Here is a 13,033-nt window from a genome sequence, read left to right on the forward strand (position 1 = left end):
GCCTAACAGCTGCGGGTGAGCCAGCAGAGGGGCACCGCGGCGCCCTTCCGCTGGGGCACGCTTCGTTCGGGCGCCGTGAAGGGCCGGCCGACGTCGGGAGGTGGGCTCTTGGGCGGCGAAGCGGGCGGCACCTCCGTGCGGGGCGGCGGCTCCGGCAGCACGGGAACGGCAGGCCAGGTCGGGCTCGACTGTGGCGGGAGCAGCGGCGCATCGAGATCGGGGACCGCCTCGAAGTCTGCGAGCGCCTGCGCCGACCTGGACACTTCATAAGGACGGAAGCGGGATTCGCCGGTGCGGCCGCGATTGAGGCGAGCGAGCTCGGCCCGGGTGTAGGCCTGTTGCGAACCTCGCGGAGCGCTCTGGCGGACGAACGCCTCGATCTTGGCGCGGGCCGCGTCGGCGAACGCGTGGCGCAGGCCGTCGCGCTCGCTGCGGGCGGACGCCGACGGGTCCTCGCAATCGGCCCAGCGCTCGAAGATCTGCCGCTTGCGCTCGGCCAGCGCCAGCGTCTCGTCGCGCCAGAGCTCGACGAGGTGAGGCCCCAGCTCGGCGAGCTCTCGCTGCAAGCTCTCCCGGTACGCGCGATTGGCCAGGTGAGCGCGCAGGCGCTCGGTCGCGGCCAGGAAGTGTCGCTTCTCGCTCTTGTGCCGGTCCTTGCGCGGGCCGTCGGCGAGGCCGCCGAAGCGCGCGATGAAGCCGGCCGCGACCGGCAACCGCCCCTGGGGGAAGAACAGCTCCTCGCGGATGCCGATCCAGATCGGCGGGTGGCGCTCGGGTTCGGGCTCCCGGAAGCGGCGGCGAAACATGTCGAGGCCGAAGAGATTGATCTCGATGGTCCCGCCGTGATCGCGGAACTCGAACGCGCCGTCGGGATGGATGATGGCGGTAAAGCCGTCGCCGCGGTGGCGCAGACGACCGCCGCCGTCCGGCTCGAGGGCGACGTCGGAGAGCGCGGCGCGGATGTTCTTGGGCGGCGTCCCGGGCGCGGCCGGCGGGGCGGGAGCGGCCGAGACTTCAGGTGCGACGGTCAAACCCAGCGCGACCAACGCGACGACGCGGACGAGACCAGATGAGAGGCGCGGGCGCATCGACGGTGTCCGACGACGCCAGTCATACCGCATCGACGGCAGCGCTTGTAGAGCGCGGAAGTCGTCCGCGGCTGCGATCTTCACGAGATTCGAATCGGCGAACAGGCGCGTCCGAGTGCAAGCCGGATCCCGAGGTGGGAATGGGTAGGAGAGGATCGAAGGCGTCCAGGAATGAGCATGGACACGCCATGGTTGCAGGTCGTGGGCCATTCCTGCTGCGGCCGCCAGACCAGCCGCCACACGGCGCAAGAACAGGTCGATCATGGCCGGGAAGCAGAGCCAGCCCTCGAGGTCATCACGGCGGGACCACGCACACCCCGACGTGCGCCCACGCCGGCGGTGGCTCGTCCTCGAGGATCACGAACGGCGACACGCACGAGTTCTTCGCTGGACAGTCGGGCGCGCCCACGTCGCAGTATTGAACGCAGCACCGAGAGTGCTGGCAGCTCGGCTGCCACGCGTCCGGGGCGCAGTAAAACCCTGGATCGCAGCCGTCAATCGTGCAGTTGTCCGGGAAGTCCCCGTCGGGCCCGGATACGTCGGGCGTGCACCCGAACCCGTCGAGGCCCGGCGTGCACACGTGACCGAGCGGGCAGTCCTGGACCAGCGGGTCGCATGCAGGCACGCACGCTGTCACCGTCCCGTCGCGGGTCGTCGTGCACACCTGGTCGAGCGGACAGATCGGCGCCTCCGGCGACCCGCCGCACTGGGCCACGCAGCTCTTCGCGGCGTCGCCCTCGACCGGCCAGCACAGCGCCCCCATTGCGCAGTCGTCCGCGCCGGTCGGCGACGCCTCCTTCCCGAGGCAAGGCTCGCCGATCGCCGGTGCCGACTCGGCGACCGGCACGCACTCGAGCTCCCAGAACGGGCTCAGGAACTCCGACGGCGCGCATTTCTGTCCCTCCGGACAATTCTGGGCCCACGGGCTGCACACCGACACTCCGTCGTCGCAGCTCAGCGCCTCATCGATGTCGTCGGTGCAGAACTTGCTCGGCGGCGACGGGTTGATGCACGCCTGCATGCACGCCTCCGAGCACTTCTGCGCGGGATCGCAGCCCTCCGGAGCCAGCACGCAAATCATCCAATTCGAGTCGATGCCCGTCTCGTTTACGCACAGCTCGCCGGCCGCGCACATGCACGGCTGTATCGGGCCGAGGTCGGGGGGCATGATGAACGGCACGTTCGTCGTGCTCGAGCTGGCGGTCTCGCTGGTATCGCCTGTCGTGCCCGTCGTCGGCGGTGAAGCCGTCGTCGTCGACGACGTGGCGCTGCCGGTCGTCGTCGACGTCGTCGAAGTCGTCGTCGCGCCGCTCGTCGAGACGTCCCCACCGGTCTCGGCCTTCGGCTCGGGCCCGCAGCCCACCAGCAGCGCAGCGAGCCACCACCTCTTGTCGACGACAGTCATCCTCCTCACCTTAGCAAAAGGACACGGTCGGGTGACACGGGCCCGCCCGTGACAGGGCGACGCCTGCCTCATGGCCAACGCGGCCCGCTATGCCTGTCAGGCCCAGCTCCCGTGCGACCAGCTCGCAGCCAAGACCGGCTGCGAGGACGCCGAGACCATGTACACCATGGCCTGCCCGCTCTGAGCGAGGCCCCGCGCCGCGAGCAGGACGTCGCGATGGACAGTGGATGTCCCGAAGGCCAGGTTGCGCAGGGCAGCGCGGGCGTCGATGAGGACGCCGAGCGCGAGCGGGCGACGCCCGCCGCGCCTCACACCTGGGCGACGCCGCCGTCGACGAACAGCTCGATGCCGGTGACGAACGTGCTGTCGTCCGAGGCGAGGAACAGCGCCGCCCTGGCGATCTCCTCGGGCTTGCCGAGCCGCCCGAGCGGCACTTGGGAGACCAGGCTGGCCTTGAGCCCCTCGGCCTGGTCCGCCGGCACCATGCCGTTGAGTCCGGGTGTGTCGATCGGGCCGGGGCTGATCGCGTTGACCCGGATCTTGCGATCCTTGAGGTCGGTGGTCCAGGTGCGGGCGAACGAGCGCACGGCCGCCTTGGTCGCGCTGTAGACGCTCATCGCCGCCGACCCCTTGCTGGCCACGATCGAGGCGTTGAGGATGATCGAGGCGCCCTCGACCAGCAGCGGCAGCGCCTTCTGCACGGTGAACAGCAGGCCCTTCACGTTGCTGCCGAACTCGCGCTCGTACTGCTCCTCGGTGATCGCGCCGAGCGGGGCGAACGTGGCCGACGCCGCGTTGGCGAACACCACGTCGATGCGGCCCTTCTCGCGCTGCACCTGCTCGTAAAGGCGGTCGAGGTCGGCGAGGTTGGACACGTCGCCGCGCACTCCGACGACGTTGTCGCCGATCTCGCGCACGGCCGCGTCGAGCTCGGCCTGCCGCCGGCCCGTGATGTACACGTGCGCACCCTCGGCGACGAACAGCCTGGCGGTGGCGAGGCCGATGCCCGTGCTACCCCCGGTAATGATGGCGACTTTCCCTGCGAGCTTGCTCATGGTCTCTCTCTTTGCGTTTTTCTGGAATGAACGTTCTTGAACGAAGCAAAAAAAATCAGCCGAGCACGCCGAGCGTGACGCGCACGACATCCCGCAGGGCCTCGGCGCTCTGGCCCTGCTTGGCGGACAACCGCAGGCCCGCGAGCGTGGCGACGAAGAACCGACCGAGCGCGGCCGGATCGTGGTGGTCGCCGATCTCCCCGCGCTCCTGGGCGCGGCGCATCCGGTCGATGAAGCCGCGCTCGATCTCCTGGTTGTTGTCGGCGAGCAGGCGCTCCGCCTCGGGGCCCGCGTCTGCGCCGGCCACGGCCGCGTGAAACATCATGCAGCCGCGCGGGCAGCCCCTGACGAGCTCCTGGGCGATGACGGCGTCGAACAGCCGGCGCAGCGCCGGTCGGACCGGCTCCTCGCTCGCCCAGAACTGCCGCAGCGGGGCGCCGACCTGATCACGAAAGCGCTTGAGCGCGGCGATGAAGATCGCCTGCTTGTCGCCGAAGGTGTCGTACAGGCTCTGGCGCGAGACGCCCATCTTCTCGACCAGGTCGCTCATCGAGGTGGCCGCGAAACCCCGCGCCCAGAACAGGCGCATGGCCTGCTCGAGGGCTTCGTCGGGGTCGAACGCCTTGGGTCTCGGCACGGGTTGCAGGATGGCATTCTGGAACGGACTGTCAAGTTCCTTCGGGGAGCTCGGGCATAAAACGACGCTTTGCGACCCCGGGGTGCCCGTCTGTCGCCGCCACGGGCGCGACGCCGTGGGCGATCGCAGACCCCCTCCGCGGCTGCCCGCCTCGCCGAGCGCCGCCCGGGTCCGCGCGGCGCAGCTGCAGGGCGAAGCGGAGCGACTGTCATGGAAGGCCGCGACCCCGACGCCGGCGCAAGCACCGCCCGCACCGACCGACCGACCGACGGATCGATCCCTGCGCCCGCGACGTTGCGCCCTCGCGGCCTCGCAGACACGGCCGTTCGTGCCCGCCGTCGTTGCGCCGCGCGCCGTCCGGGGCCAAGGACCTGCCCACATTTCTCGCGCTCGACCATGACGACAAGGACGGTCCCGTGCCCCCGCGCAATGTTCATACTTCGAACGCTCTCCTCCGGCGGACGGCCGCGCTGAGCCTCGCCCTCGCCTGCACGCCGCGCCCCGGCGAGAGGCCCGCGGCCGAGCAGGAGCCGCCCGTCGCAACGCCCCAGCAGGCCCCGCCGATCGCCCCGGACGGCCTCGCCGAGCCGGAGCCCGCCGTCCGGCCGCCCGGCCCCGGCTACGATCACCCCGATCAATTCCTCAGCGCCCGCACCAGCCGCCCGGCCGCCAACATGGAACCGGTGGTCACCCACGCCGCGCAGGTGCGGACCGCCCGCGACAAGCTGGGCGCGCTGCAGCAACGCATGGGCAAGCGCCCCAATGTCCTGATCTTCCTGATGGACGATGTCGGCTGGATGGATCCTGGCTTCAACGGCGGCGGCGGCAGCGTCGGCAACCCCACGCCGCAGATCGACCGAGTCGCGGCCGAGAGCCTGGTGCTGACCTCGGCCTATTCGCAGCCGAGCTGCTCGCCGACCCGGGCCACCATCATGACCGGCCAATACCCGGTCCATCACGGCATCCTGCGCCCGCCGATGTACGGCCAGTCGGGCGGCCTCGAGGGCGCAGTCACCCTCGCCCGGCTGCTTTCGCAGCTCGGCTACGTCACCCAGGCGATCGGCAAGTGGCACCTGGGCGAGAACGAGGGCTCCCAGCCGCAGAACGTCGGCTTCGACGACTTCCGCGGCTTCCTCAGCGTCTCGGACATGTACACCGAATGGCGTGACCCGAACTTCAACCCGGAGATCGCCCTGAGCCCCGCGCGCACCGCCTTCATCCGCAGCCTGCCGTTCTCCCGCGCCGACGTGCACGCGGTCCGCGGCGGCCCGCTCGAGACCGTCCAGGTGATCGATCTCGAGACGATCCAGGACCTCGACCAGGAGTGGGCCGCCTACGGCGAGCGATTCCTGCGCCGCATGGCCGACGACTCGCGCCCCTTCTTCCTGTATTACAACACCCGCGGCTGCCACTTCGACAATTACCCCAATCATCATTACCGCGGCCGCTCGCCCGCCCGAACCACCTACAGCGATTGCATGGTCGAGATGGACGACGTGTTCGCCCGCCTCTACCGCACCCTCGAGCAAACCGGCCAGGTCGACAACACCCTCGTGCTGTTCACCTCCGACAACGGCCCCGAGCAGGAGGTCGCGCCGTACGGTCACACCCCGTTCCGCGGCGGCAAGGGCTCGACCTGGGAGGGCGGCGTGCGCGTGCCGACCTTCGCCTCCTGGCGCGGCACCATCACCCCGCGCCGATCCGACGGCCTGTTCGACCTCGCCGACATCTTCAACACCGCGCTCGCCCTCGCCGGCCGGCCCGGCGCCGAGCTGTCCGCGCTCATGCCCAACGATCGCTATGTCGACGGCGTCGACCAGACCTCCTTCCTGGTCGCCGACGACGGCGAATCGAACCGTCGCAGCGTCCTCTACTTCTGGAACGACCGCCCCGTCGGCACCCGCATCGACGAGTTCAAGTTCTCCACGATCGCCCAGATGCCGCAGCTCGTGACGCAGCGCGGGCAACAGGGCGGCTTCACCGGTGCGGTCGTGCCGAGCGCCGGCGCGCTGATGTACAACCTCTACACAAACCCCCAGGAGGACGACTCGATCGCGATCCGCCACGCGCCGGTCGCCATCGCGCTCGAGGCGGAGCTGCTGCGCTACCGCGAGGTGCTGAAGAAATTCCCGGCGCGCAAGCAGATCGAGTTCACGCAATGACCCGCGCCCGCGTCGCCGCGTGCGGCTCGTTGCTCGCCGTGTGCCTGTCCGCCTGCGAATCATCGCCTCCCGGGATGGTGTGGATCCCCGCCGGCGAGTTCTGGATGGGCTCCGAAGATCCACGATTCACCGACGCGCACCCGCGCCACCGCGTCGTGGTCTCGGGCTTCTGGCTCGGCGCCACCGAGGTCACCAACGCCCAGTTCGCCGCCTTCGTGCGCACCACCGGTCACGTCACGCTCGCCGAACGGACCCCACGCGCCGAGGATTATCCGGACGTCCCGCCCGACCGCCGGGTCGCCGGCTCGATCGTCTTCACCCCGCCCGAGCGCCTCGCCTCGCTCGCGCGCGCCGGCGCGTGGTGGCGCTACGTCCCCGGCGCCGACTGGCGGCATCCCGAGGGTCCGACCAGCGACCTCGAAGGTCGCATGAATCACCCGGTCGTCCACATCGCCCATACCGACGCCCTCGCCTACGCCCGCTGGGTCGGAGGCCGCCTGCCGACCGAAGCCGAATGGGAGTACGCCGCCCGCGGCGGCCTCGACCGCAAGCGCCACGTGTGGGGCGATGCGCCGCTCGTGGCCGACGCGCACCCCGCCAACACCTTCCAGGGCTCCTTCCCCGGCCACGACACCGCCGCCGACGGCCACGCCGGGGCCGCCCCCGTCGCCAGCTACCCCGCCAACGGATATGGCCTTTACGACGTGTCGGGCAACGTCTGGGAGTGGACCGCCGATTGGTACCACCCCGACACCTACGCCCGCCGCCCGCCGCGTGCCGTCGATCCACCTGGCCCTGCGGACAGCTTCGATCCGGCCGAGCCCGGCGTCGCCAAGCGCGTCCAGCGAGGCGGCTCCTACCTCTGCACCGACCAGTACTGCGGCCGCTACACCCCCGACGCCCGCGGCAAGGGTGCCCCCGACAGCGCCACCAACCACCTCGGCTTCCGCATCGCCCGCGACGCCGCGGCGCCGTGAACCGCACGTCTCACATGTCCTGAAGGACATCTCACTGGCCGCTCACGCCGCGGAGCCATCGCCCGCTGGGGTCTCGACATCGAGGTTCGGTCGGCGCCCTCCCCCGGCATCGAGGTTCGGGCATCGTGTCCCTGACGTCGCGGCTCGAGGCCGACGCGCTCTCCCCGCGCTTCGCGGCTGCCCGATCCGGGTCGAAGAAGCGAACGATTCCGAAGGGATACGAAAATTCGCGTCCGCCCGCGCGATCGACCGATGAATTCGTCGGGACCGGGCGGTCTGTGCGATCGGAGCGATCCGCCTCCCCGGAGACCGACATGACCCGCAAATTCTTTGTGAACCTCCCCGTCCGCGACCTTCCGAAGTCAGTGGCCTTCTTCACGGCGCTCGGCTTCGAGTTCGACCCGAAGTTCGCGGGCGACCACAACGCTTGCATGATCGTGAGCGAGGGTGTGTCCGTGATGCTGCTGACACAGTCGTTCTTCGCCGGCTTCACGAAGCGCGAGCTCTGCGACACGCGCACGCACGAGGAGGCCCTGTTCGCGTTCTCGGCTTCGAGCCGGTCGGACGTCGACGCGATCGTCGCCAAGGCGGTGGCGCACGGTGGCGTCTCCGCGGGCCCGCCGGAGGACCACGGCTTCATGTACGACCATGGGTTCTACGACCTCGACGGGCACGGATGGAATGTGGTGTGGACGGACCCTTCGGCGGGGTGATCCGCGATCGGTGGTTGCGAATCTTCTCTATCGCCGGTACTCTTGCAACATGCGACCCCTTCGATATTCCATCAACGTCACGCTGGACGGGTGCTGCGATCATCGTGGAAACATGCCGGTCGAAGCACTGCAAGAGCTGCATCGTCACGCGACCGAGAACCTCGCCGCGGCCGATGCCCTCCTCTTTGGCCGGGTGACCTACGAAATGATGGAGGCCGCGTGGCGGTTGTCGACTCGGACCGAGACGATGCCCGCCTGGACCGAACCGTTCGCCCGGACGATCGACGCGGCCAAGAAATACGTCGTGTCGAGCACCCTGGACCGGGTCGATTGGAACGCCGAGCTCGTGCGTGGGGACCTGGCGGAGGCCGTTCAGCAGCTCAAGCGGGAGCCGGGCAAGGGCCTGTTCGTGGGCGGCGTGAAGCTCCCGCTGGCGTTGGCGGAGCTGGGCTTGATCGACGAGTACGAGTTCGTGATGCTGCCGGCGCTCGCGGGCCATGGCCCGACGCTGTTCGCGGGGCTGTCGAAGCGCATCGAGTTGCAGCTCGTGAGCCGGCTGGAGTTCGCCTCGGGGGCGGTGGCGATGCGGTATGTGCCGAGAAGGTAGCCGGCTCGGTGACCGAAGCGATGCGTTTCACGAAGAAGATCGTCGCCGCGGTGGGGCTCCTCGCCCTGTGTGGGTGTAAGCCAGCGCTGGGCCGTGTCGATGCGGTCGGCGACCGCCGACAGAGTATCGTCGGTGGAGAGGCACAACCTCCTGTCGGACCCTGGTACGTCTCGCTGCAATACCGCGGCATGCACCTCTGCGGCGGTTCTCTCCTGGCCGCCGACATCGTGATCACGGCAGCACACTGCTTCGAACTTTCGAACAAGGTGAGTGATTATGAGATCTTCGCAGGCCTGTTCGGCGGCCGAAACGTGCCTTCAGCCGTGCAGTCCATCAAGATTCACCCCGATTATCTTGACGACAGCAACTCGAACGACCTCGCGCTGATCAGGCTCGCCAACCCCCTTGGCTTCTCCGACTCGATAGCGCCGATTTGCCTGCCGGATGGCGACGTACCCACGGACGAGTCCGCCGAGGCTCTGTTCTGGGGAGAGAAGCAAGGGACCGGGAACAACCGGCCTCTGCTGCAATTGACCGTCCCCATCGTCCCGAACTCGGTCGCCAACGATCGCGCACACTACCGCGGCCGTATCGACGACACCATGATGGCCGCCGGGTCGGGTGGAAAGGACGCCTGCCTGCGCGAGGATGGCGCGCCGCTCGTGATGAAGCGGAAGGACGCGGAAGACACATGGATGCTCGCGGGCATCTCCAGCTGGGGTGGTGGCTGCGACGACGGCGCATGGATGCCGGGGATTTATGCCAGGGTGAGCTCGGGCATCCGATGGATCACGAGCACGGTACAGTCGCTCTCCGCATCGCCCGGTCTACCCACGGACTGCGGCCACCAGGCGGTCAAGAAGGGCTCGTAGAGCCCTCACCGACTCTGGGCTCTTGAGGCGCCGTGGTTCGCGGCGTGGTGTGGTACGGTGGCCGCTCGAGCAGTTGGCCGGCTGTGTGCCGCAAGTCTCGAACTGGCCACGCCGGATCTACGAGCTCGTGACCGAGGGCCTCTGGTATGCGTTCGTCGCGTGCACGCCTGAAGAGCTGAAGTTGCTCGAGGACGCCGGGCTGACGCCAGAGCGGGTACCCGGTCCGACCTGATTCGGCCCGGGCTGGTCATGACGGCATGGCTGGCCGCGGTGATGCCCACGGATGAGCCTTCCATCATCGCCGTGCGCGGGCGGCGGAGCCTCCTCGCCGTTTGACCGGCGATGCGCGGCCCGATACGGTCCGCGCATGCGCGCATGCCTGCTGACGCTCGTCCTCGCGGCGTGTACGACGCAACCTTCTGTCGACGCCGGGCGAGGGCCGCAGCCGATTCCTCCACCACCCGACGTCGAGCCATGGTTCGTCGCCGCCGACGTCGCCCTGGTGAGCCGCCCCGCGAGCGTCGAGGAGCTGCAGCCGTGGATCGCCGTCGATTCGCTGCGACCGACCGATGCGCTCCCCGGGGTCGTGTTCGCCTCGTACGGCCCGTCGCTGCCGACCGCCACCCGGCCCGCGATCGTGTGGTTCGATCGGGCCAGCGAGGCGCGACCGAACCTGATCGACCTCGAGGGTATCGATGACTTCGCGCAGACGGGGTGGATCGTCGTCGAGACATCGCACGATCGCCGGCGGATCTGGCTGGTCGCGGACTCGGCTGTCGAGGGTCCGTCGTGGACGCTGCCGATCGTCACCAGCGAGGACGGCGGGCGCAGCTGGAGGCTCCGCGGCCACCTGCGCAAGCCGTATTACATGGCCGGCGTCGAGGGGTTGCAGATGGACGCTGCCGGCCGCGGCGCGCTGGTCATGCGCTGGGACGACGACCCGGCGGCGCCGATCAGCGGCACCGCCCCCGGGCGCTACACCTACCGCACGAGCGACTTCGGCGCGACGTGGTCGAGCCCCGAGTTCACGCCCGACGACCTCGCCGGGCGCTTCGCCTTCGACGGCGACGACGTCCCGCCGGGCACGACGGTCCCGGCCTGGTTCGCGCGCCAGCGCGGTCGCTGATGCGAGCCGCCTGGCGCGACCACCAGGCAGCCACCCGGACAGGTCGACGGCTGGCGTTTTGCCCTCGCACGCGCTCGACGCCAGGCGGGATGACTCCCGAGGTGCGCGCATGCTCGCGCCTGTGGGTTCACATGACTTTTGGGACAGGTCGACGCGGCCTCCGCCTGCGAGCCCCGACGATCACGAGCAGCGCGAAGACCCCCTGCGGCCCCTCCGCGACGCCGCAGCCGGCACAACCGGCCTTGTCGCCGCCGCCTCCGCCGCCCGTGTTGCTGCCCGTGCCGCTGGCCGTGGAGCTGCTCGTGCTGCCGCCCGTGGTCCCCGGCTGGCCACCGGTCGTCGGGGTCGCCTCGGTGCTGCCGTTGCTCGTGCTGCTGCTCGTGCTGCTGGTGCTTTCGCTGCTCGTGCCACTGCTCGTGCTGGTCGTGCTCCCCGTGGTCGTGCTCGTGCTCGTCGTGCTCCCGCTGGTCGTGCTCCCGCTGCTCGTGCTCCCGCTGTCCGAGCTTCCGCTGCTCGTCCCGCTGCTCGTGCTCCCGGTGTCGCTCCCACCGGACGCCGTCTCACCGGCCGGCAGGCACAGGTCGATGGTCTGGCAGGTCTCGCCGACGCCACCGCAGGTATCCCTGGGCGAGCAAGCGCCGCCGTGCACGGGTGATGGTTCGGGAAAACAATTGACGATCCCAATGCATGCCTTTGCCGGCTGGCAGGTCGTGCCGTCGGGGCACTCGTCGTCGCTCGTGCAGGCCAGCGCGAAGCAATGCGCACCGCAATGGCCGGCGCCCCCCTCGCTGCCGGGCGGGCAGTCGTCCGGCGGCCGGGGAATGACATCGGCGCGCGCGGAGCAGGCGAACAGCGCGAATGCGGCCGAGAGGGGCCAGACGAGGCGCAAAGGGCGATACGGTTCCAAGGGTCTACCTCGTCGTCACGGTATCATCCGCCGATTGCGATGGACAGCCGCCACCTCGTCGCGCTGCTGCGCGTGGCCAGTCCCGGCGCGGTCCTGTCCGGCGGGAACCGTCGCCCACGCCGAGCGCGCACGCTCGTGGGTCGCCGCGGTCCGCGTCGAACCCGCGATCGCTGGCGCGAGCCCGACGATCCGCTTCGGCGGCCAACCGCGCGGCACGATGCGCCCGGACGGCGTCGTCGTGCCGGCGGACTCGCTCGACGCCGTCGCCCGACTGGCGCACCCGTGGATGCACGTCGCCGACGGGCTGCACCAATTCCCCGACGACCGCCGACGCCGCGCAGCAGGTCGATGCTGTCACATGATCCCGCCCTCGACCTTGACGCCGAACGTCGCCGTCTTGACCCCCGGCGAGGTCAACGTGGAGCCGCAGAACGGCATCTCCTGCAGGCACGGGGCCTGGAGGAGCATTTGGTTGAGCTGGACCCCGTCCTGGCCGCGGAAGGCCGTACCGCGGCAGATCATCCCGGTATGATCATAGTCGCCCTCGCGCACGGTCAGCGACCCGCTGCTCCACGAGTTGATGCCGAGGCTGTCCTGGATGTTGATCAGCCGGCCGGGGGAGGTATATGCGTGGCCGGTCCCGCAAATGTCGCCGGTGGTCATCTTGAGCGCCCCCGTGTAGCGATTGGAGGTCGCCAGGTCGGTCGGATGATAGCCGAAGCCGAGCACGATCTTGCCGTCCGCGCCGGTCTCGCAGGCGATGATGGCGCCGTTGGTCGCGGCGTCGATCGTCAGCAGCTCCGCGTCGAGCTGCACGCCGGGCAAGAACACCGAACGGGCCGAGTTTTCGCCGGCCGAGTTGGCGTAGCACAGCGGGCGCGACTCGTCGGGGAGCTGCGGGGTCCCGTTCGGGGCGTTGGTGGTCAAGGTATAGACGTGCGCCGTCTTGTTGTGGATCGTCCTCGTCTCGTAAGCGTGCACCCGCACCCAGTAGGTGTCGGTCTCCATCCCGTCCCCCAGCTGGAAGTACAGCTTGCTGCCCACGACCTGCGCGCCGGTCTGCGGGAACAGGACGCAGCCATTGCCGAAGCAGACCTGGTAGTGGAGGCGCAGCTCGCCGTCGGCGGTCACGTCGACCAGGCCCGCGGTATGGTACCCGTTCTGGAACCACCCCTGCGCGCTGGTCAGCGTCGCGGTGCTCGCGTCGCCGTCGAGCGAATTGGCGGCCGGTACGCCGAAGCCGGTGTTGATGTTGGCGAGCGACCACTCGCCGGCGTAGCTGGTGTTGCCCCAATCGCCGCCCGTGCAGGCCGGCGGACAGGTGCGGAACTCGATCTCGTCGCCGTCGTCGCCGATGGCCAGAGCGTCTTCGTCGCACGCGGCGAGGGTGAACAGGAAGGGGCAAGCGATGGTGAATCGACGAATGAAAGCGCGAGACATAGGATGTACTTCGGCCGCAGAGTGACCGCTCACTCCTTCGAGTG

Annotated in this window: 13 protein-coding genes; 7 read left to right on the top strand and 6 right to left on the bottom strand. The window is 69.6% G+C overall.

The features are described 5' to 3' along the window. Nucleotides 1–2 precede the first annotated feature (2 nt). From POL25_RS29785 to POL25_RS29800, 4 genes are all read right to left on the bottom strand, one after another. The gene (locus POL25_RS29785) at nt 3–1,352 is read right to left on the bottom strand and encodes a hypothetical protein (protein ID WP_272089633.1); all 1,350 of its coding nucleotides are present in this window, start codon (nt 1,350–1,352) and stop codon (nt 3–5) included. A 31-nt stretch (nt 1,353–1,383) separates the two neighbouring features. Next, nucleotides 1,384–2,493, bottom strand: coding sequence for a hypothetical protein (locus POL25_RS29790; protein WP_272089634.1), 1,110 nt, complete (start codon nt 2,491–2,493; stop codon nt 1,384–1,386). Between the two features lie 308 nt (nt 2,494–2,801). Beyond that, nucleotides 2,802–3,548: an SDR family oxidoreductase gene (locus tag POL25_RS29795; RefSeq protein WP_272089635.1), complete on the bottom strand. Its 747-nt coding sequence runs from the start codon at nt 3,546–3,548 to the stop codon at nt 2,802–2,804. 55 nt (nt 3,549–3,603) lie between these two features. Then, complete coding sequence (locus tag POL25_RS29800; protein ID WP_272089636.1) at nt 3,604–4,185, bottom strand: TetR/AcrR family transcriptional regulator; 582 nt, start codon at nt 4,183–4,185, stop codon at nt 3,604–3,606. A gap of 563 nt (nt 4,186–4,748) precedes the next feature. Between POL25_RS29800 and POL25_RS29805 the strand changes: the two genes are divergently transcribed. From POL25_RS29805 to POL25_RS29835, 7 genes are all read left to right on the top strand, one after another. Next, nucleotides 4,749–6,347, top strand: a complete 1,599-nt coding sequence (locus tag POL25_RS29805) for a sulfatase-like hydrolase/transferase (protein WP_373372134.1) — start codon at nt 4,749–4,751, stop codon at nt 6,345–6,347. Beyond that, nucleotides 6,344–7,324, top strand: coding sequence for a formylglycine-generating enzyme family protein (locus POL25_RS29810; protein WP_272089638.1), 981 nt, complete (start codon nt 6,344–6,346; stop codon nt 7,322–7,324). The genes POL25_RS29805 and POL25_RS29810 overlap by 4 nt, the downstream gene beginning before the upstream one ends. A 125-nt stretch (nt 7,325–7,449) precedes the next feature. Then, the gene (locus POL25_RS29815; protein WP_308477906.1) at nt 7,450–8,037 is read left to right on the top strand and encodes a VOC family protein; all 588 of its coding nucleotides are present in this window, start codon (nt 7,450–7,452) and stop codon (nt 8,035–8,037) included. A gap of 49 nt (nt 8,038–8,086) precedes the next feature. Then, complete coding sequence (locus POL25_RS29820; RefSeq protein ID WP_276594434.1) at nt 8,087–8,644, top strand: dihydrofolate reductase family protein; 558 nt, start codon at nt 8,087–8,089, stop codon at nt 8,642–8,644. An 8-nt stretch (nt 8,645–8,652) separates the two neighbouring features. Beyond that, entirely contained in the window at nt 8,653–9,516 is an 864-nt protein-coding gene (locus POL25_RS29825; RefSeq protein WP_272089640.1) for a serine protease, read from the top strand. A gap of 85 nt (nt 9,517–9,601) precedes the next feature. Next, entirely contained in the window at nt 9,602–9,748 is a 147-nt protein-coding gene (locus tag POL25_RS29830) for a hypothetical protein (protein WP_272089641.1), read from the top strand. Nucleotides 9,749–9,883: 135 nt separating this feature from the next. Continuing rightward, nucleotides 9,884–10,642, top strand: coding sequence for a hypothetical protein (locus tag POL25_RS29835; protein ID WP_272089642.1), 759 nt, complete (start codon nt 9,884–9,886; stop codon nt 10,640–10,642). 127 nt (nt 10,643–10,769) lie between these two features. Here the strand turns inward: POL25_RS29835 and POL25_RS29840 are convergent, their stop codons facing one another. Both POL25_RS29840 and POL25_RS29845 read right to left on the bottom strand, forming a co-directional pair. Further along, nucleotides 10,770–11,531, bottom strand: a complete 762-nt coding sequence (locus POL25_RS29840; protein ID WP_272089643.1) for a hypothetical protein — start codon at nt 11,529–11,531, stop codon at nt 10,770–10,772. A 372-nt stretch (nt 11,532–11,903) separates the two neighbouring features. Next, nucleotides 11,904–12,989, bottom strand: coding sequence for an ADYC domain-containing protein (locus POL25_RS29845; RefSeq protein ID WP_272089644.1), 1,086 nt, complete (start codon nt 12,987–12,989; stop codon nt 11,904–11,906). Nucleotides 12,990–13,033: the final 44 nt, after the last annotated feature.

It is taken from the genome of Nannocystis bainbridge (genome assembly GCF_028368995.1).
Lineage (GTDB): Bacteria > Myxococcota_A > Polyangia > Nannocystales > Nannocystaceae > Nannocystis > Nannocystis bainbridge.

Coding starts and splice junctions, on each gene's coding strand:
- POL25_RS29785 (WP_272089633.1), bottom strand. CDS start 1,352: ATGATCGACCTGTTCTTGCGCCGTGTGGCGGCTGGTCTGGCGGCCGCA.
- POL25_RS29790 (WP_272089634.1), bottom strand. CDS start 2,493: ATGACTGTCGTCGACAAGAGGTGGTGGCTCGCTGCGCTGCTGGTGGGC.
- POL25_RS29795 (WP_272089635.1), bottom strand. CDS start 3,548: ATGAGCAAGCTCGCAGGGAAAGTCGCCATCATTACCGGGGGTAGCACG.
- POL25_RS29810 (WP_272089638.1), top strand. CDS start 6,344: ATGACCCGCGCCCGCGTCGCCGCGTGCGGCTCGTTGCTCGCCGTGTGC.
- POL25_RS29820 (WP_276594434.1), top strand. CDS start 8,087: ATGCGACCCCTTCGATATTCCATCAACGTCACGCTGGACGGGTGCTGC.
- POL25_RS29835 (WP_272089642.1), top strand. CDS start 9,884: ATGCGCGCATGCCTGCTGACGCTCGTCCTCGCGGCGTGTACGACGCAA.
- POL25_RS29845 (WP_272089644.1), bottom strand. CDS start 12,989: ATGTCTCGCGCTTTCATTCGTCGATTCACCATCGCTTGCCCCTTCCTG.